The sequence below is a fragment of the Herbaspirillum sp. genome (assembly GCF_035644555.1).
GTDB lineage: Bacteria > Pseudomonadota > Gammaproteobacteria > Burkholderiales > Burkholderiaceae_D > Herbaspirillum.
In genome coordinates this window covers 1-19058 of the sequence record NZ_DASQOH010000074.1, presented here as the reverse complement: position 1 = coordinate 19058, position 19058 = coordinate 1, and the positions used below count along the sequence as shown (strand labels likewise).

16 protein-coding genes and 2 tRNA genes are annotated in these 19058 nt (G+C 65.0%); 15 read left to right on the top strand and 3 right to left on the bottom strand.

All coding sequences use genetic code 11. The features are described from left to right. Positions 1-44: 44 nt before the first annotated feature. On the bottom strand, positions 45-458 hold the full coding sequence (locus tag VE092_RS20930; protein WP_180669810.1) for a nuclear transport factor 2 family protein: 414 nt from the start codon (positions 456-458) through the stop codon (positions 45-47). A gap of 235 nt (positions 459-693) precedes the next feature. Between VE092_RS20930 and VE092_RS20925 the strand changes: the two genes are divergently transcribed. The 13 genes from VE092_RS20925 to VE092_RS20865 all read left to right on the top strand — a co-directional run bounded on the left by VE092_RS20925 (position 694) and on the right by VE092_RS20865 (position 13398). Next, on the top strand, positions 694-1260 hold the full coding sequence (locus VE092_RS20925) for a kinase inhibitor (protein WP_324879872.1): 567 nt from the start codon (positions 694-696) through the stop codon (positions 1258-1260). Between the two features lie 30 nt (positions 1261-1290). Then, a complete protein-coding gene (locus VE092_RS20920; protein ID WP_324879871.1) occupies positions 1291-2112 on the top strand; it encodes a helix-turn-helix transcriptional regulator in 822 nt (273 codons plus the stop codon). A gap of 136 nt (positions 2113-2248) precedes the next feature. Further along, positions 2249-2581, top strand: a complete 333-nt coding sequence (locus VE092_RS20915) for a hypothetical protein (protein ID WP_324879870.1) — start codon at positions 2249-2251, stop codon at positions 2579-2581. 216 nt (positions 2582-2797) lie between these two features. After that, positions 2798-3202 (top strand): hypothetical protein, encoded by a 405-nt coding sequence (locus tag VE092_RS20910; RefSeq protein WP_324879869.1) that lies wholly within the window; start codon positions 2798-2800, stop codon positions 3200-3202. A gap of 238 nt (positions 3203-3440) precedes the next feature. Continuing rightward, complete coding sequence (locus VE092_RS20905) at positions 3441-3932, top strand: MgtC/SapB family protein (RefSeq protein ID WP_324879868.1); 492 nt, start codon at positions 3441-3443, stop codon at positions 3930-3932. A gap of 12 nt (positions 3933-3944) precedes the next feature. Beyond that, the gene (locus VE092_RS20900) at positions 3945-4262 is read left to right on the top strand and encodes a YnfA family protein (RefSeq protein WP_102661970.1); all 318 of its coding nucleotides are present in this window, start codon (positions 3945-3947) and stop codon (positions 4260-4262) included. Between the two features lie 375 nt (positions 4263-4637). After that, a complete protein-coding gene (locus VE092_RS20895; RefSeq protein ID WP_324879867.1) occupies positions 4638-5945 on the top strand; it encodes an MFS transporter in 1308 nt (435 codons plus the stop codon). Between the two features lie 11 nt (positions 5946-5956). Then, complete coding sequence (gene nirB / locus VE092_RS20890; RefSeq protein ID WP_324879866.1) at positions 5957-8530, top strand: nitrite reductase large subunit NirB; 2574 nt, start codon at positions 5957-5959, stop codon at positions 8528-8530. A gap of 158 nt (positions 8531-8688) precedes the next feature. Next, a complete protein-coding gene (nirD, locus tag VE092_RS20885; RefSeq protein ID WP_077235202.1) occupies positions 8689-9051 on the top strand; it encodes a nitrite reductase small subunit NirD in 363 nt (120 codons plus the stop codon). A gap of 1 nt (position 9052) precedes the next feature. Further along, the gene (locus VE092_RS20880; protein WP_324879865.1) at positions 9053-10294 is read left to right on the top strand and encodes an NAD(P)/FAD-dependent oxidoreductase; all 1242 of its coding nucleotides are present in this window, start codon (positions 9053-9055) and stop codon (positions 10292-10294) included. A gap of 16 nt (positions 10295-10310) precedes the next feature. After that, the gene (locus VE092_RS20875) at positions 10311-13106 is read left to right on the top strand and encodes a molybdopterin-dependent oxidoreductase (RefSeq protein WP_324879864.1); all 2796 of its coding nucleotides are present in this window, start codon (positions 10311-10313) and stop codon (positions 13104-13106) included. Positions 13107-13157: 51 nt separating this feature from the next. Continuing rightward, positions 13158-13234 (top strand) — tRNA-Pro (locus tag VE092_RS20870). 87 nt (positions 13235-13321) lie between these two features. Next, positions 13322-13398: transfer RNA gene (locus tag VE092_RS20865), tRNA-Arg, on the top strand. A 127-nt stretch (positions 13399-13525) separates the two neighbouring features. Here the strand turns inward: VE092_RS20865 and VE092_RS20860 are convergent. Next, positions 13526-15691: a TonB-dependent siderophore receptor gene (locus tag VE092_RS20860; protein ID WP_324879863.1), complete on the bottom strand. Its 2166-nt coding sequence runs from the start codon at positions 15689-15691 to the stop codon at positions 13526-13528. A gap of 359 nt (positions 15692-16050) precedes the next feature. Next, complete coding sequence (locus tag VE092_RS20855) at positions 16051-16509, bottom strand: GNAT family N-acetyltransferase (protein ID WP_324879862.1); 459 nt, start codon at positions 16507-16509, stop codon at positions 16051-16053. A gap of 428 nt (positions 16510-16937) precedes the next feature. Between VE092_RS20855 and VE092_RS20850 the strand changes: the two genes are divergently transcribed. Together VE092_RS20850 and VE092_RS20845 are read left to right on the top strand one after the other, a co-directional pair. Beyond that, positions 16938-18503 carry a DUF3300 domain-containing protein gene (locus tag VE092_RS20850; protein ID WP_324879861.1) on the top strand — a complete coding sequence of 522 codons (1566 nt, stop codon included), beginning with the start codon at positions 16938-16940 and terminating at the stop codon, positions 18501-18503. A 130-nt stretch (positions 18504-18633) separates the two neighbouring features. Continuing rightward, on the top strand, positions 18634-19058 hold a 425-nt coding region (locus VE092_RS20845), incomplete at its 3' end, for a GTP-binding protein (RefSeq protein ID WP_324879860.1).

Here is a 19058-nt window from a genome sequence, read left to right as displayed (position 1 = left end):
TGGCCTTGGTAGCAGTGAGCGGGCGGCGCGGTGTTTGCTGCGGATCAGGCCGGCCTGACCGTGCGGTTCTTGCGGAAGACGTTCTTCTGCAGGATCTTGCCATCGCGGAAGATGAACAGATCGACACCGTCGGCCTCGATGGGCGAGCCATCGGCGGCGGTGCCGGTAAAGGTCCATTCGGACACGCCACGTTCGCCGGACACCCAATGGCGACCATTGCGCCACTGCGCATCGGGCACGGCGATCCAGGCCGAGGCAAACGCCTTGGCGACCGCCTCATGGCCGGCATGGCGGGTGCCGTGGGCATCGTGCCCGGCGGCAGTGAGGAATTCACAGTCGGGGTGCATGTAGCTCATGAGGGCAGCGATATCGTGGCGGTTCCAGGCATCGGAGAAGGCCTGCAGGGTTTCCACCGTCACGGCCGGTGCGGTGCTGAGCGAATGGGATGGCGAGGACATGCGAACTCCATGGGATACCTGATACAGGCGAATACGGCACAGCCTACTGGAGCCTGGCCTGAAGGCCATAGAGCCAGCGGAGGCTTTTGATCAGGCCAGGGCGGCCGGCGATGGAGCCAGTCGATGTGCGGCGGACAGGATGACGCCTTCTGCACCGCGCCTGACGTTTTCTGCACCATCGGCGACGGGTGCGGGCTCTACGATGAGCGCTCTTGAACCCCTGTGGAGCACCTGCATGAACCATCCCAAACACCTGGCCGCTACCCTGGCCACCAGCGCAGCCCTGACGCTTTCCGCACTGTCGGCCCAGGCGGCCGACTTCAGCGTGACCAGCAAGGACATCCAGGAAGGCCAGACCCTGAGCAAGGCCCAGGTCTTCCAGGGCTTCGGCTGCAGCGGCCTGAACCGTTCGCCGCAATTGTCCTGGTCGGGCGCGCCAGCCGGCACCAGGAGCTTTGCCGTCACGGTCTACGATCCCGATGCACCCACGGGCAGTGGCTGGTGGCACTGGACGGTATTCAACATCCCTGCCTCGGTGACCAGCCTGCCGGGCGGGATCACGGCCGAGGGCCGAGGCTTGCCGGCCGGCGCCATCCAGGGCCGCACCGACTTCGGCAGCAGCAGCTTTGGCGGTGCCTGCCCGCCGGAAGGCGACAAGCCGCACCGTTATCAATTCGTGGTCTGGGCCTTGAAAACCGACAAGTTGCCACTGGACGCACAAGCCAGCGGTGCTATGCTCGGCTTCATGCTCAATGCCTCGGTGCTCGGCCAGGCCCGACTGACCGCACACTACGGACGCTGACTCCGACGCTGATTTCACCCCCATCCCCGCATGCAAAACGATCTCACCATCCTGCCCTTCGCACATGGTCCCGCACCGACCCTGACCCGCATCCGCGCCCGCCAGGAGCAGAAGCTGCGTCAGGTCTTCATCGGACTGGCCAGCATCTGCCACGTGCGGCAGGGGCGCAAGCGGGTGCAATGGGGCAGCCGCCATCTGCAATGCGGTCAGGATGTATTGCTGCTGATCGCCCCCGGCATGCAGATGAACGTGGCCAACCTGCCCCGGGCCGGCGAATACGCGGCCGACATGGTCTCGCTGCCGTCATCCCTGCTCGAGCGCTTCCGCCTGCATTATCCCGGCCAGGGCGTACGCAGCAGCGAAGCCACGGCCTTGGTCAGCGTGCAGCAGGATGCGGACATCCTGCGCGCCTGGCGCTACCTGCTCGACTGCATCCGCGATGACGCGGCCGCTGACCTGCAGTGCCAGGCCGCCGAAGGCCTGTTGCTGGCGCTCAGTCTGCGCGGGGTGGTGGGTGGTCTCTTGCGTGAACGGGGCGACGCGATCAGCCAGCGCATCGAACAGCATCTGCTGATGCTGGCCCCGGAGCAGCGCAGCCTGGAGCGGGTGGCCGATGCCTTCCACTGCAGCGTGTCGACGCTGCGGCGCCGCCTGGCACGCGAGCAGACCGGTTTTCGCGAACTGCTGGACAAGGTGCAGCTGGGCCAGGCGCTGGAACAACTGCAGGCCTCATCCCTGCCGATTGCCGACATCGCCGCCTCCTGCGGCTACGATTCGGCCTCGCGCTTTGCGATCCGCTTTCGTCAGCATTACGGGCTGAGCCCCAGTGAACTGCGGCAGACCCTGCCCTGACGATGTGGGGCAGCGCGCTGCGGGATTACGCTGACGCCCGAATCGCCGCTGCGCCGACTGCCGACGCTTCCCGGCGCTCATATGATCGAAGAGCCTAGCTACTCCCTCTCGATCCACTTCATCAGGAGCACATGCCATGATCACTCTCCCCTTCCGTCGTACCGTAGCCTGCGTCGGCGCAGCCGCGCTGGCCCTGGCCCTGCAGGCCGCGCCGGCCCTGGCGCAGGTCCAGGCTTCGCGCCCTTTCGACCAGCCCGGCCCGACCGGCGACAACCGCGCCGCCACCGGCAATCCTGCCACCCAGGTGCCGCCCAGCGGTCACGCCCGGGACGAGGCGCGGAAGCGGCCGCAGCGCGCCGTCCCGCGTGCCGACGGCCAGCGCCGTGCCGGCCAGGATCAGCGCCACGCGCCGCAATACCTGACGCCGGGCGCACCGGCCGAAGACGATGTCGGCCAGCGCAAGAACTGACTGCTGCCCGAACGACACAGCGCGGCAGTAGAGAAACGACATGATGCGCACAGGTTGCGCAGACCTGACCAACTCAACAACAGTCACCGTCATCCCGGTACGAAAGCACCGACAAACGTATGAAGTGACGTCCGACTGTGGGAAACGGGAGCGAAGCCTAGTATGGCTTCAACGGCTCGCGACAGCAGGCCGCCCCCAAAACTCAAGGAGATACGCATGTCATCCAAACCGACTCTTAAATTCCTCGGCACTGCCCTGATCGTTGCCGCCTTCAGCACCGGCGCCATGGCGCAGACCTCGGGCGGCGCTGCCGGCTCGGGTTCCGGTTCGGCCGGCTCCGGCGCCACCGGTGCCACCGGCGCGCAGACCACCCCGGGTAGCGGCAGCAGCGGTGCCTCCGATGCGGGCAGTTCCTCCAGCAAGAGCAAGACCATGCGCAACCACAACAAGTCCGACAAGAGCAGCACCAAGTCCCGTTCGGGTAACAACCCGAATGCGACCCAGATGAAGGATGGTCCCCTGGGCACTTCCCCTGGTGGTAATGGCGGCCCGGGTGGCGGCGCTGGCGGCACAGGTGGCGCTGGCGGGTCGGGTGCGGGCGCTGGCGGCTCCGGTTCCTGATCGGTTCCGACAATCATTGCCGGTCGGCCAGCCGAGCTGGGCCAACTTACACGTTTGAGCGCGGCATGGCGTAGCCTCCGTTCCTTCCCGCCATGCCTGATTTGCCCCGTCGATCCTGACGGGGCTTTTTTATGCACGTCCGCCCGACGCTGACCGCGGGAATCAGCAAGGGGCGAGGGTACAATGGCGGACTGATTCCATACGTCCTGCAAGCTTCCCTAGCCGCCCCGACCGTGCCATGACCGACCACTACGAAGTCTTCTACCGTCTCTGCTTTGCCATGCTGATCGGCTGCATCATCGGCATCGACCGCAACCTGCGCGGCAAGCCCACCGGCATGAAGACGCTGGGTCTGGTGGCCCTGGGCTCGGCGCTGGTGACGATGGCGGCGATGGATTTCTCCTTCAGTGCCGACGACCATTATCGTGACGCCGTCAGCCGCGCCATCCAGGGCGTGATCACCGGCATCGGCTTCCTGGGCGCCGGCGTCATCATCCATGAACAGCGGACCGAGAAAGTCCGGGGACTGACCACGGCGGCCTCGATCTGGGTGACGGCGGCGGTGGGCATCGTCTGCGGCGCTGGCTGGTGGCGCGTGGCCCTGATGGCCACCGGGCTGATCCTGCTGCTGTTCGTGGTGGGCCGGCCGCTGGAGCAGTTCCTGCACCGTCAGTGGCTGCGCAAGAGCGACGATGAACGGGCCGACATCACCGCCCGTGAAGAAGACTGAATCCAGCCGGCCATGAAGACCCTGCTGCTCTACCTCTGCACCGCCGTGGCCGAAATCGTCGGCTGCTACCTGCCCTATCTGTGGCTCAAGCAGGACCGCTCGGCCTGGCTGCTGCTGCCGGCCGCGCTCAGCCTGGCGCTGTTCGCCTGGCTGCTGACCTTGCACGACGCCGCTTCCGGGCGCGTGTATGCGGCCTATGGCGGGGTGTACATCGCCGTGGCCATGGTCTGGCTGTGGGCGGTAGACGGTATCCGGCCCTCGGCCTGGGATTGCGCGGGCGTGGCGGTAGCGCTGGCCGGCATGGGCATCATCGCCTTCCAGCCGCGCTGAACACCGGCCATGTCCGGGCGGCAAGCTCCCGGTGCACCGCCTTGATGCCCTGCACCCTCCCGATGCACTGCACCACGAACGCGCAGCCTGCACTGCAATACATCACGCAATGATATAAATCAGGGCCGGCTGCCAGCTCAACGGTGGCGCGCTGCTACTCTTCTTCCCGCCGCAAACCCGCACCGTATGGGCGCCCCGCCCGATTCCCATAGTCTGGCACGACCTTTGCTCATAAGGAGCCAGGATCAAGGACGATCCCCCAATTCGATGCCGATCTAACGATGGATCTGCAAGACACACGGACAATGGCGTCCGCTAGAACCGAGCCCTGCGCTTGGTTCCAGCGGGCGCCTTTTTGTTTTTACAGGACCCGAGATGAGCAAATCCAATCGTATCGAGCTGTTCTCCCTGCGCACGCCGCAGATGCGCGCCTTCCACCTGACCTGGATGGCTTTCTTCGTCTGCTTCTTCGCCTGGTTCGCCTGCGCGCCGCTGATGCCGGTGATCAAGGGTGAATTCCACCTCACGCCCGGCCAGATCGCCAACATCAATATCGCCGCCGTGGCCGTGACCATCCTGGTGCGCCTGGTCATCGGCCCCATGTGCGATCGCTTCGGCCCGCGCAAGACCTATACCGGCCTGCTGCTGGCCGGTGCCGTGCCGGTGATCGGCGTGGCCTTTGCGCAGAGCTACGAGAGCTTCCTGTTCTTCCGCCTGCTGATCGGTGCGGTCGGTGCCAGCTTCGTGATCACCCAGTACCACACCTCGGTGATGTTCGCCCCCAATGTGGTCGGTACCGCCAACGCGGCCACGGCCGGCTGGGGCAATGCCGGCGGTGGCGTGGCACAGGGTGTGATGCCGTTGCTGATGGCGGCCGTGCTGATGCTGGGCGTGTCCCAGGCCTGGGGCTGGCGTGTGGCGCTGCTGGTGCCGGGCGTGCTGATGCTGATCATGGCGGCGCTCTACTGGCGCTTCACGCAAGACTGCCCGGAAGGCAACTATGACGAGCTGCGCGCGGCCGGCGTGACCATCGAAAGCGGCAAGCGCGGTGGCTGGGCGAGCTTCCGCGCTGCCGCCGCCAACTACCGCGTGTGGATGCTCTTCATCACCTACGGCGCCTGCTTCGGCGTGGAAATCTTCATCCACAACATCGCCGCCATCTACTATGTGGAGCACTTCCAGCTGTCGCTGGAGTCGGCCGGCATCGCCGCCGCCAGCTTCGGCCTGCTGGCGCTGTTCGCCCGCGCCCTGGGTGGCTTCATCTCGGACAAGGTCGCCCTCGCGGGCGGCCTGAACCGCCGCGCCACCCTGCTGTTCGTGATGATGCTGGGCGAAGGCCTGGGCCTGCTGTGGTTCGCCCATGCCGGTAGCGTCGCGGCGGCCATCTTCGCCATGCTGTGCTTCGGCCTGTTCACCCACATGGCCTGCGGCGCCACCTACGCGCTGGTGCCCTTCATCGACCGCAAGGCCCTGGGCGGCGTGGCCGGCATCATCGGCGCCGGCGGCAACGTGGGCGCGGTGCTGGCGGGCTTCCTGATGAAGGGCCTGGGCAATACCCAGCAGACCCTGTCGGCGCTGGGCGTGCTGGTGACCGTCTCGGCACTGTGCGCCGTGGCCATCCGTTTCACTGCCTCGGACAAGAACGGCGAAGCCGTCCTGGCCGACAGCAAAGTTGCAGCCTGAGGAGACAACCCATGAAGATCATCGTCATCGGCCACGGCATGGTCGGCCACAAGTTCCTGGAAAGCCTGGCCGAGAGCGGCGCGGGCGAACTGCAGGTCACCATCCTGTGTGAAGAACCGCGCCCGGCCTACGACCGCGTGCACCTCTCCGAATTCTTCGCCGGCAAGAGCGCAGAGGACCTGTCGCTGGTGGCGCCGGGCTTCTTCGATGCCGGCCGCAGCGCCGTGCAGTTCGACCTCAAGCTCAACGCCAAGGCCCAGCAGATCGACCTGGAGCGCAAGCAGGTGCTGGTCAACGTGGCCGGCGTGGAAGAAACCCTGTCCTATGACAAGCTGGTGCTGGCCACCGGCTCCTATCCCTTCGTGCCGACGGTGGCGGGCAACCAGCGCAAGGACTGCTTCGTCTACCGCACCATTGAAGATCTGGAAGCGATGCTGGAATGCGGCAGCCGTTCCAGGTCGGGCGTGGTCATCGGCGGCGGCCTGCTGGGCCTGGAATGTGCCAAGGCCCTGCGCGACCTCAAGCTGGAAACCCATGTGGTCGAGTTCGCCCCGCGCCTGATGGCGGTGCAGGTGGACGAAAGCGGCGGCCGCGTGCTGCGCCAGAAGATCGAGGAACTGGGCGTGACCGCCCATACGCAAAAGAACACGGTGGAAATCGTCGACGGCAAGCAGCACACCCATCGCATGAACTTCGAGGATGGCTCGCACCTGGAAACCGACATGATCGTCTTCTCCGCCGGCATCCGCCCGCGTGATGAACTGGCGCGCAGTGCCGGCCTGAAGGTGGGCGACCGTGGAGGCATCGTGATCGACAACTGCTGCCTGACCTCCGACCCGGCGGTCTACGCCATCGGCGAATGCGCGCTGTGGAACGGCAAGATCTTCGGCCTGGTCGCGCCGGGCTACGACATGGCCCGCACCGCCGCCAAGCACCTGCTGTCGCACCGCGATGACGCCATCGAAGTGCCGCAATTCAACGGCGCCGACATGAGCACCAAGCTCAAGCTCATGGGCGTGGACGTGGCCAGCATTGGCGACGCCCACGGCAAGGAAGCCGGCAGCCGCTCCTACCAGTTCACCGATGAGCGCCGCCAGATCTACAAGAAGATCGTGGTCTCCGAATCCGGCAAGCACTTGCTGGGTGCGGTGATGGTGGGCGACGCCGCCGAATACGGCACGCTGTTGCAGATGATGCTGAACAAGATCGAACTGCCGGAGGCGCCGGAATTCCTGATCCTGCCGCAGTCCGACGGCAAGGCCAAGCCCGGCCTGGGCGTGGATGCGCTGCCGGATTCGGCGCAGATCTGCTCCTGCAACAATGTCTCCAAGGGCCAGCTGTGCGCCGCTGTCGCTTCTGGCGTGACCAATATCGGTGATCTGAAGGCTTGCACCAAGGCAGGGACGGCCTGCGGCGGTTGCGTGCCATTGGTGACCCAGGTCATGAAGGCGGAAATGAAGAAACAGGGGATGGCGGTCAATAACCATGTCTGCGAGCACTTCCCCTATTCGCGCCAGGAAATCCACCATCTGGTGCGCGTGGGCCAGATCAGGAGCTTCGACGAGCTGCTGGCCAAGCACGGTCGCGGCCTCGGTTGCGACGTCTGCAAGCCCATGGTGGCCAATGTGCTGGCCTCGCTGTGGAACGACTTCGTGCTCAAGAAGGAGCATGCCAGCCTGCAGGATTCCAACGACTACTTCCTGGGCAACATCCAGAAGGATGGCACCTACTCGGTGGTGCCGCGCATGGCCGGTGGCGAAGTCACTCCCGACGGCCTGATCGCGGTCGGCCAGATCGCCAAGAAATACGGTCTGTACACCAAGATCACCGGCGGCCAGCGGGTGGACCTGTTCGGCGCCCGCGTGGACCAGTTGCCCGATATCTGGGAAGAGCTGATCGCCGCCGGCTTCGAGACCGGCCACGCCTACGGCAAGTCGCTGCGCACCGTCAAATCCTGCGTGGGCTCGACCTGGTGCCGCTATGGCGTGGGCGACAGTGTGGGCTTCGCGGTGCGCCTGGAAAACCGCTACAAGGGCTTGCGCTCGCCGCACAAGATCAAGTTCGGCGTCTCCGGCTGCACCCGCGAATGTGCCGAGGCGCAGGGCAAGGACGTGGGCATCATCGCCACCGACAAGGGCTGGAACCTCTACGTCTGCGGCAATGGCGGCATGAAGCCGCGCCATGCCGAACTGATCGCCTCCGATCTGGACGAAGCGACCCTGGTCCGTTATGTGGATCGCTTCCTGATGTTCTACGTGCGCACCGCCGACCGCCTGCAACGCACCAGCACCTGGCGCGAAAACCTGGAAGGTGGCCTGGACTACCTCAAGAGTGTGGTCATCGACGACAAGCTGGGCATCGCCGCCGAACTGGAAAGCGAGATGCAGCACGTGGTCGACACCTACGAATGCGAATGGAAGAAGGCCGTCACCGATCCGGAAACGCGCAAGCGTTTCCGCCACTTCGTCAACAGCAAGGCTGCCGACGGCAATATCAGGTTTGTGGAGGAACGCGGCCAGATCCGCCCCGCCACCGTAGCGGAAAAGAAGTTGCTCGACATCCCCGTCGTCGTCGAGACCGTGTGATATCCGGCCTTAGTCGCGCCTTCGATACGTCGCTGCGCGACTACTCAGTCCGAACGGGCGTCACCGGACAAAGAACCGTTCGTTCTGAGTAGCGGCAACGCCGCATATCGAAGACGCACCCGAAGACGCACCCGCCGTACAACCATCAGGAGCACCGTATGCACAGCGACCAACAAATCCAGCACTGGACCCCAATCTGCGACCTGGCCGAGATCGTCCCCAACACCGGCGTGGCCGCCCTGATCGGCGACCAGCAGGTGGCGATCTTCCACGTCATCGACCATAGCGCAGGCCAGGCGCAGGCACGCGTCTTCGCCATCGGCAACTACGACCCCAACGCCGACGCCGCCGTGCTCTCGCGCGGCCTGGTGGGCAACCTGGGCGAACGCATCGTGGTGGCCTCGCCGATCTACAAGCATCACTTCGACCTGACCACCGGCGAATGCCTGGAAGAACCCGCCCACTCGGTACCCGCCTGGCCGGCGCGCATCGAGCAGGGCAAGGTCTGGATCGGGGCCTGAGATGGAGACCGGGGCCGACAAACGCGAAGCCAAACCATCGCTGGTGGTCATCGGCAATGGCATGGCCGGCATGCGCACCGTGGAAGAACTGCTCAAGCTGGCGCCGGACCTGTACGACATCACCGTCTTCGGCGCCGAGCCGCACGGCAACTACAACCGCATCATGCTCTCGCCGGTGCTGGCCGGGGACAAGAGCATCGATGACATCATGCTCAACCCCCGCGCCTGGTACGACGAGCATGGCATCACCCTGCACGCGGGCGACCCGGTGATCCACATCGACCGCCGCCAGCGCACCGTGCATGCACGCTCCGGCCGGGCAGTGAAGTACGACCGCCTGCTGCTGGCCACCGGCTCCACGCCCTTCATCATCCCGGTGCCGGGCCATCAATTGCCGGGCGTGATCGCCTTCCGCGACATCCAGGACGTCGATACCATGCTGGAAGCGGCCCGCACCCACCGGCATGCGGTGGTCATCGGCGGTGGCCTGCTGGGGCTGGAAGCGGCCAATGGCCTGATGCGCCAGGGCATGGAGGTGACCGTGGTGCACGTCACCGACGCCCTGATGAACCAGCAACTGGACAAGCCCGCCGCCGCCCTGCTCAAGAAGGCGCTGGAAGACCGTGGCCTGCGCTTCCTGCTCAATGCCCATACCGAGGAAATCGTCGGCCCGGATCGCGTGACCGCGCTGCGCTTCAAGGATGGCAGCAGCATCCCGGCCGACCTGGTGGTGATGACCGCCGGCGTGCGCCCCAATATCGCCCTGGCCAAGGCTGCCGGCCTGCACTGCGAACGTGCCATCATCGTCGACGACACCCTGCAGACCTACGACCCGCGCGTCTATGCCGTGGGCGAATGCGTGCAGCACCGCAAGGCCACCTTCGGCCTGGTGGCGCCGATCTGGGACCAGGCCCGCGTCTGCGGTGCGCACCTGGCCGGCGCCGGCCATCGCCGCTACGTGCAGCAGGCCACCGCCACCAAGCTCAAGGTGACGGGGGTGGACCTGTATTCGGCCGGTGACTTCATCGGCGGCGAGGATACCGAAGACCTGGTGGTGCGCGACCCGCGTCGCGGCATCTACAAGCGGCTGGTGTTGCGCGGTACGCGCCTGGTGGGCGCGGTGCTGTATGGCGACGTCAAGGACGGACCGTGGTACTTCGACCTGATCCAGAGTGGCCGCGACATCAGCGCCTTCCGCCGCGTACTGCCCTTCGGCCAGGCCATGTGCCAGCAAGCCGCCTAGCTCCAAAGGAAACTTCATGAATCTCTCCCAGACCCCGCTCGCCCTGGCCGTGACGACCACCCGCACCACCTGCCCCTATTGCGGCGTGGGCTGCGGCGTGACGGCATCGCTGAAAGAGGACGGCAGCCTGGGCATCAAGGGCGACGAACAGCACCCCGCCAACCTGGGCCGTCTGTGCGTGAAGGGCTCGGCCCTGGGCGAGACCGTCGATCTCGATGGCCGCCTGTTGCACCCGCAGCGCCGCAACGCCCGGGGCGAACTGGAGCAGGTGTCCTGGGACGATGCCCTGGACGAAGTCGCCGGCAAGTTCGCCGCCATCGTCGCCGAACACGGGCCGGATGCGGTGGCCCTGTATGTCTCCGGGCAGTTGCTGACCGAGGACTACTACATCGCAAACAAGCTCATGAAGGGCTACATCGGCAGCGCCAACATCGACACCAATTCGCGCCTGTGCATGTCGTCGGCCGTGGCCGGCCACAAGCGCGCCTTCGGCGAAGACCTGGTGCCGATCTGCTACGAAGACCTGGAACTGGCGGACCTGGTGGTGCTGGTGGGATCGAACGCCGCCTGGTGCCACCCCATCCTGTTCCAGCGCATCGCCCGCCTGAAGGAAACCCGCCCCGCGATGCGCCTGATCGTCATCGATCCGCGCCGCACCGCCACCTGCGAGCTGGCCGACCTGCACCTGCCGATCAAGGCCGGCACCGATGTCTGGCTGTTCAACGGCCTGATGAGCTACCTGGCCCATCGCGGCCTGCGCGACAACGCCTTCATCAGCGCCCACACCAACGGCTTCGACGACGCCCTGGCGGTGGCCGACGCCGACTGCGCCGATCCCGCCACGGTGGCGCGCATCTGCAAGGTGGACCTGCAGGACCTGCTGGCCTTCTACCAGGCCTTTGCCGACACTGAAAAAGTCGTCACCGGTTTCTCGATGGGCGTGAACCAGTCCTCCGCCGGCACCGACAAGGTCAACAGCATCATCAACTGCCACCTCGCCACCGGCCGCATCGGCAAGCCCGGCATGGGACCGTTTTCCATCACCGGCCAGCCCAACGCCATGGGCGGCCGCGAAGTCGGCGGCCTGGCCAACATGCTGGCGGCCCACATGGACCTGGAGCAGCCGCTGCACCGCGAGATCGTGCAAGACTTCTGGCAATCCCCGCGCATCGCCGACAAACCCGGTCTGAAGGCGGTGGACATGTTCCGCGCCATCGAGGACGGCCGCATCAAGGCGGTGTGGATCATGGCCACCAACCCCATGGTCAGCCTGCCCGACGCCGACCTGGTGCAACGCGCCCTGCAGAAATGCGAACTGGTGGTGGCCTCGGACGTGGTCACCCAGACCGATACCAATGCCTACGCCCATCTGCTGCTGCCGGCCCTGGCCTGGGGCGAGAAGGATGGCACGGTCACCAATTCCGAACGCCGCATCTCGCGCCAGCGCGCCTTCCTGAGCGCCCCCGGCGAAGCCCGTGGTGACTGGCGCACCCTGTGCGAGGTGGCGCAGCGCATGGGCTTTGACGGTTTCGACTTTGACGGCCCGCATGCCATCTTCGACGAACACGCCCGCCTGTCGGCTTATCGCAATGGCGAGGCCCATGCTGAGACCGAACCGGGCAAAGTGCGCCGCGTCTTCAACCTGGCCGGCCTGACCGGCCTGGACCGCAGCAGTTACGACACCCTGGCACCGATCCAGTGGCCGGTGCAGCGCCTGTCCGATGGCAGCGTGGCCGGCACGGCACGGGTGCTGCAGGACTACCGTTTCAGCACCGCCGACGGCCGTGCGCGTTTTGTACCGACCGCGCCGCGCAGCCCGCTGCATGCCGCCTGCGAAGACTACCCGCTGATCCTCAACACCGGCCGCGTGCGCGACCACTGGCACACCATGACGCGCACCGGCAAATCGGCCACCCTGGCCAGCCACATCGCCGAATCCTTCATCGACATCCATCCGCAGGATGCGCTGCTGTACGGCGTGCGCGAAGGCGGCCTGGCGCGTATCAGCAGCCGCTGGGGCGCCATGGTGGCACGGGTGCAGCATGGCGGCGGCATCCCGCGTGGCGCGGTCTTCGTGCCTATCCACTGGAACAGCCAGTCAGCCTCGGACGCCCGCGTGGGCGCGGTGGTCAACCCGGTAGTCGATCCGGTCTCGGGCGAGCCCGAGTTCAAGCACACGCCGGTAGCCATCGAAGAATTCCGCGTCGGCTGGCACGGCTTCATCCTTACCCGCCATGCGCTGGCACTGGACGACATCACCCACTGGACCCGCGTGCAGGGCCGCGACTTCCTGCGCTATGAGCTGGCGGGCCGCAACCAGATCAGCGACCACACCGCCTGGGCGCGCAGCCTGCTGGGCGTGCGCGACGACGACGCCGACTGGCTGGAATATGAAGACCTGAGCGACGGCAGCTATCGTGCCGTGCATGTGGTGGATGACCGCATCGACATGTGCCTGTTCATGTCCGCCCGCCCCGACCTGCCCTCGCGCTCCTGGCTGGCCGGCCTGTTCGCCAAGGACAAGCTGGAAGAAGCCGACCGTGTCGGCCTGCTGGTGGGCCAGCCCATCGAAAAAGGCGCCGACACCGGCCCCACCGTCTGCTCCTGCTTTGGCGTGGGCCGCAACACTCTCTGCAACGCCATCCGCACGCAGGGTCTGAGCGAGGTGGCGCAGGTCACCGCCTGCCTGAAGGCCGGCGGCAACTGTGGCTCGTGCGTCCCGGAAATCAAGAAGCTGCTGGTGGAAATCAGGCTGCAGAATGCGGCCGAGGCCAAGGATGGAGTGGCGGTGTCATGCCCTTCTGCCGCATGAATCGCATCCTGGTTGACCATTTGCAATGAATGCTGCTATTATCTCGCTTCTCGGAGTGTAGCGCAGCCCGGTAGCGCACCTGGTTTGGGACCAGGGGGTCCAAGGTTCGAATCCTTGTACTCCGACCACACTTGAAAAACGGGCTGTTTTTACAGCCCGTTTTCTTTTTCCGGATCGCTGGTGAAATGCGAAGCCATTCTCCCAGCCACGCCGATCTGCCCTTAGCTCAACTGGATAGAGCAATGGCCTTCTAAGCCATAGGTCGGGGGTTCGAGTCCCTCAGGGCAGGCCATACCCCCCTCCGCATTCCCCCTCTTCTGCTTCCGCAATGCAATGCCGGCAGTCAGAGGCTACGGCCGCCATCGGGGACGGCATGTCGGCTGGCCTGACGCCAGGCCGACCGCGCCCCGCCCTGCACCTTAATACTTCCAGCGCAAACTCACCGACCCGTTGATCGGCGCGGCATAGTACGACTGGCTCCAGTACACCGTGGTCAGGTACTTCTTGTTGAGCACATTGTTCAGGCTGGCCGACAGGTTCAGCTGCTTGCTGATGTCATAGCTGGCCATCAGGTTGAGCACCGAATAACCGCCCTGATAGGCGGCATTGCTGCTGTCGTAGCTGCTCTTGCTCTGGTAGTTCAGGCTGGCGCCGACCTTGGCCTTTTCCAGCTGCGGCAGGCGGTAGGTGGTGGACAGGCGCAGCTGGCGGCGCGGGACGTACTGGCGCACCTGCTTGCCTTCGTCGCCGGTGATACGCTGCCAGACCACGCCGGCGCCGACCTGCCAGTCGCGGCTCAGTTCGCCGGCCACTTCGTATTCGATGCCCTCGGAACGCGCATTGATGCCACGGTAGTAGGCCCGGGCGCCAATCGTCCCGGCTTGCTCAGCCACGTTGCTCTGGTCGACCTGGAACACGGCCAGCGAGGTGTTGAGCTTGCCGTCGGCGAATTCCCCCTTCACACCCAGTTCATGTGAACGCCCGCGGGCGGCGGCGAGCACGGCACCGCTGGCGTCGGTCTTGGTCTGGGGATTGAAGATCTTGGTGTAGTTGCCATACACCGAAAAATGTTCATTCAGATCCACCGTCAAGCCGACGTAAGGCGATAGCGCCGATTGCGCCAGCGCATGCGGTTCGCCATAGGCGTAGCCGGAGGCATCGGCCTGGGTGTAGTTGGCGCCCAGCATCAGTTTGACGCGCTCGCCCAGGTTCAGGCGGGTGGCACCGTAGACGCTTTTGCGGCGGTCGGTGTAGCGGCTGCCGTCGGTGCCGGCGTCGAACACCGGGAGCGCGAAGCTGCCGTCGAAGGCTTGTTGCCCGAACAGTTCGGTGCCGATGCCGCGACCGTAGTGGCTGACGTCGAATACGCGGGAGTTGGAGACATTGACGCCCACGTTGAATTCGTGCTCGCGTCCCAGCAAGCTGTATTTGCCGCTGAGATTGCTGTCCAGGTAGGACTGCCAGTTGACGCCTGCATACAGGCTGGGATACGCATACAGTCCGCCCCCGGTGCTCTTGTCGGGCGTGCCATAGACGTAGAACAGCGCCGAATCGGTGCGCATCTCGTTGTAGCCCACCGTGCTCTTCCACTGCCAGCCGCCGGACAGATCCTGGTGCAATTCGGCGAAGACCCGTTGCTGTTCGGTGTTCATGCGCGACCAGTCCGCCGAGGTGCTGGCGTGGGTGCCGTAATCGGTGGCACTGCCATCGGTATAGGTCAGCGGCAAGGCGCCCCACATGGCGCCCCTGCCTTGTACCTTCTGGTAGCTGTAGCCCAGGGTCAGCAGGGTGCTGCTGCTCAGATTGGCTTCCACCACGCCATAGAACAGGTCGCGGATGGGGCGATAGCGGTCGAGGTAGGAATTGCCCTCCTGGTGGCTGGCGACCACCCGCGCGGCCACCGTCCCGGCCTGATTGATGGCACCGGAGACGTCTGCCTCCAGCCGGCGCGTGTCCCAGGAACCATAGCTCACTGCGGCCGAGGCCTGAAAGTCGGTAGTGGGACGCTTGCGGATGAAGTTGATGGTGGCCGAGGGGTCGCCGGTGGAAGTGGTCAGGCCGTTGGCGCCACGCACGATCTCGACCCGGTCGAACATGGCCATCTCGGTATCGCCATACATCAGGCCATAGGTCATGGGGATGCCGATGCCATCGAACATGAAGTTGGTGATGTCGAAGCCGCGCGAGGTGTAGTAGGTGCGATCGGTTTCCACCCGGTCGACCGTCACCCCGGGCGTCATGGCGAAGACATCATTGATGCTGGTGAGATGGAAGTCTTCCATTTTGGCGCGGGTGACCACCGAGACCGACTGCGGGGTCTGGCGTGGCGATAGCGAGAACCTGGTGGAGGAACGACTGCGCTTGACGGTGTAGCTGTCGCTGCCTTCGGTGGGCGGCTGCTCGGCCTGCGGGGCCGAGATCGTCACCTGGGGCAGCGCGCTGCCCGCATCGGCGCTTGTCTGCTGGGCCTGCGCACAGCTGGCAAAGCCGGCCATGCCGGCCATCAGCATGGCACGGCACAAGGGGCGCAAACAGGGATGGAAGTCCGGCGAAGGGCCGGTGGAGGCAAAGCGGGAGGGTGACATCAAAGTTATCCTGATCGAAGAAAAATTTGTCAGTTTCATTTATATAAATACGAATGATAATGGTTCGTATTTGAGACAAATTTTATGCTGTCTGGCAAATTCCGTCAGGAAATTTCGTTCATTTAGGCGCGTCTTTACATTTGCCAGGGGCAGCAAACAGGGCTGTCAGGCACTCAGGACGACGGATCGAATGATCAAAAGACGGCAGGCACAAGCGCAGCGCAAGGCAGACGGACACCGGCGGCGGCCACATGACCAGCGGCAGCCCGGTGCTGAAGAATAAGGAAGAAGGAGCTGGAGAGAAAGCAGTGGAGAAGACGCCATCACCGACGGAGCGCGGCGCTCCGTCGGCGATGCCTCTATTGCGTGTTGGCCTGGCGGTAAATGTCCGGCCGCGAGATGTGCCAGACGAAGTCGCCGCGGTTGATGGCCTCGAAGCCGCAGCTGGCATACAGCCAGGGTGCAGTGGAGGTGGTCAGCATGACCCGCCGCAGCCTCTGCAGGGTCGGGTGCTGGTTCACCGATTCGATCATCCAGCGGCCCAGGCCCTGGCGGCGCAGGTCGCTGATGACGAAGACGTCGCACAGGTAACCGAAGGTGGCGTGGTCGGTCACCACGCGGGCGAAGCCGATCTGCTGCTTGCCGCGATACAGGCCGAAGCACAGGCTGTTGGCGATGGCGGTGCGCACGGTGTTCAGGTCGATGCCGGGAGACCAGCTCGATTGCGTCAATACGTCGTGGATGAGGGGGATGTCCAGCCGGTCGGGATCGGTGTCGATGAGGAAATCATCGCGCCGCCAGATCAGGTGATGGCTCATGGTCGGTCCTTGCTTGATGGCTTGTTGTCGTAAAAAATTGCCTGGTGTCCTGCCGCGAAAAACAGTTTAGAACGTTTCCCCTCCTGCGGTGCGATGACAGCGCTGCGCGCGCTGCCACTGCGCCGGAATCGACGGCGTGGCGGTGCCGGCGATTGATCTGCACGAGGCAGGAAAAGCGCCCGACTGATCGATTCCATTGATGAGATTCGTTCCGTGGCCGTTCATGATGCCACAGCCGCCCCGCCCTTGCGCAAGGCTTTCCGGACGGCAACCGGGGTAAGGCAGAGCGCGTCCACTGAAACATCGCTTGCACTTCGGTTACACCTGGCGGCACCCGGCTGGCAGAACATAGATTCACCTTAATGCGTCGGAAGCCGAATAATTTTTCTTTCCTCTTCCTTCGCGCGCAATTCGGCAAGGAGAACGACGTGAACAAGACTACCCTGGCCTGGGCCGCCTGCCTGGTGTTTTCGCTGGTATCGGGAATGCCGGTGCAGGCGCAGAGCGCCTACCCCGCCGTCCCGCCTACCCCGCCCCTGTATACCCAGCAGCAGCTGGATCAGATGCTGGCGCCGGTGGCGCTGTATCCCGATTCGCTGCTGGCCCAGGTGCTGATGGCGGCGACCTATCCGTTGGAAGTGGTGCAGGCGCAGCGCTTCGTGGAAGCACGCCCGGGCCTGCAGGGCGAGGGACTGGCCCGCGCCGTGGCGCCGATGCCGTGGGACCCGAGCGTGAAGGCGCTGGTGCAGTTTCCCTCGGTGCTGGTGATGCTCAATGACCGGCTGGACTGGACCCAGCAATTGGGCCAGGCCTTCCTCGGTCAGCAGGCCTCGGTGATGGACACGGTACAGAACCTGCGCGAACGTGCACGCATCGCCGGCACGCTGGAATCCAGCCCACAGCAGCGCGTCGTGGTGCAGGAAGACGTGATCGAGATCGTCCCGGTCAATCCGCAGGTGGTCTATGTGCCTTATTACAACCCGGTGGTGGTCTATGGCGACTGGTGGTGGCCGTCGGCGCCGCCGGTAATGTGGGCGCCACCGCCACGCTACCGTCCGCCCAGCTACGCGTCGGGCTTTTCGGCCAGCATCAGCTTTGGCGCCGGCATTGGCGTGATGAACGCAGTGTTCGGTGATGCCCGTCCGGACTGGCGACAACGGCAGGTGATGGTGAGCCAGACCCGCATCAATAACGTCACCAATGTCACCAACGTCAACAACACCAGGGTGGTCAACAACGTGACGATCAACCAGCGGCCGGTAGTGTGGCATCACGATGCGCGCTATGGCGGTGGTGGCCGTTACGCCCGCCAACCGGCACCCGCCCTGACTCCGCCGCCCGGTCCGGGACAAGCTCAGGCCCAGGCCGCACCATCATGGCGCGATCACCCGATGCCGGGCGCCCAGCCGCGCCCGCTGCCGGTGGCCGACAATGTCCCGCAGCGGCTGGCGCAGCAGGACCAACTGCGCCAGCGCCAGGCGGTGGAGCAGCAGCATCAGCGCGAGCAGCAGGCCAATGAACAGCAACGCCAGCGTGAGCAGATGATCCGCCAGCAGCAGTACCAGCGGGAACAGCAAGCCCAGGAGCAACGCCAGCAGCAGCAGGCACAGGAACGGCAGTGGCAGCAGCGGCAACAGGAAACGCAGCAGCAACTGCAGCACCAGCAACAGATGCAGCAACGTCAATTACAGCAGCAACAGCGCGAGCAGCAGATGCGCCAGCAGGAGACGCAACAGCAGCTGCAGCGCCAGCAACAGATGCAGCAACACCAATTGCAGCAGCAACAGCGTGAGCAGCAGATGCGCCAGCAGCAGATGCTGAACCAGCAGCACGGTCAACAACGCCAGATGGAACAGGCGCGGGAACAGGCCCGCCAGCACCAGGAACAGGGGCAACGCCAGCAGGTTCAGCAGCAGGCGCGCCAGCAACAGCAGCGGGAGCAGCAACGCGACCAACATCCTCGGCGCGAAGAGCGCCGTGACGAACGCTCCTGAAGACCGTTACCACACCCTCCTCGCGACGGCCCGCCCCGGCAGAGCTTGCCATCCGGCAAACATGCGGGCGCGCGGGCCGCTTCAGTTATAATCTCGGGTTCTCCAGAGCTTTCCAAACAGGCGACCCGCCATGCAAGAACCCAGCAACGCACTCCCCGACGTCACCAGCAGCGCTGCCGACGACGCCTCCGACGCTTCGGACGTCTCCAGCGGTGGCCGCAAGGTCTCGTCCGACCTGATCGCGCGCGAAGTGAAGCGCCGCCGTACCTTCGGCATCATTTCCCACCCTGACGCCGGCAAGACCACGCTGACCGAAAAGCTGCTGCTGTTCGGCGGTGCGATCCAGATGGCCGGCTCGGTGAAGGGGCGCAAGGCGGCGCGGCATGCGACGTCCGACTGGATGGCGCTGGAGAAGGAGCGCGGCATCTCGGTGACCTCGTCGGTGATGCAGTTCCCGTACGAGGGCAAGATCGTCAACCTGCTCGACACCCCGGGACACGCGGACTTCTCGGAAGATACCTATCGCGTGCTCACCGCGGTGGATTCGGCGCTGAT

Coding starts and splice junctions, on each gene's coding strand:
- VE092_RS20930 (WP_180669810.1), bottom strand. CDS start 458: ATGTCCTCGCCATCCCATTCGCTCAGCACCGCACCGGCCGTGACGGTG.
- VE092_RS20925 (WP_324879872.1), top strand. CDS start 694: ATGAACCATCCCAAACACCTGGCCGCTACCCTGGCCACCAGCGCAGCC.
- VE092_RS20920 (WP_324879871.1), top strand. CDS start 1,291: ATGCAAAACGATCTCACCATCCTGCCCTTCGCACATGGTCCCGCACCG.
- VE092_RS20915 (WP_324879870.1), top strand. CDS start 2,249: ATGATCACTCTCCCCTTCCGTCGTACCGTAGCCTGCGTCGGCGCAGCC.
- VE092_RS20910 (WP_324879869.1), top strand. CDS start 2,798: ATGTCATCCAAACCGACTCTTAAATTCCTCGGCACTGCCCTGATCGTT.
- VE092_RS20905 (WP_324879868.1), top strand. CDS start 3,441: ATGACCGACCACTACGAAGTCTTCTACCGTCTCTGCTTTGCCATGCTG.
- VE092_RS20900 (WP_102661970.1), top strand. CDS start 3,945: ATGAAGACCCTGCTGCTCTACCTCTGCACCGCCGTGGCCGAAATCGTC.
- VE092_RS20895 (WP_324879867.1), top strand. CDS start 4,638: ATGAGCAAATCCAATCGTATCGAGCTGTTCTCCCTGCGCACGCCGCAG.
- nirB (WP_324879866.1), top strand. CDS start 5,957: ATGAAGATCATCGTCATCGGCCACGGCATGGTCGGCCACAAGTTCCTG.
- nirD (WP_077235202.1), top strand. CDS start 8,689: ATGCACAGCGACCAACAAATCCAGCACTGGACCCCAATCTGCGACCTG.
- VE092_RS20880 (WP_324879865.1), top strand. CDS start 9,053: ATGGAGACCGGGGCCGACAAACGCGAAGCCAAACCATCGCTGGTGGTC.
- VE092_RS20875 (WP_324879864.1), top strand. CDS start 10,311: ATGAATCTCTCCCAGACCCCGCTCGCCCTGGCCGTGACGACCACCCGC.
- VE092_RS20860 (WP_324879863.1), bottom strand. CDS start 15,691: ATGTCACCCTCCCGCTTTGCCTCCACCGGCCCTTCGCCGGACTTCCAT.
- VE092_RS20855 (WP_324879862.1), bottom strand. CDS start 16,509: ATGAGCCATCACCTGATCTGGCGGCGCGATGATTTCCTCATCGACACC.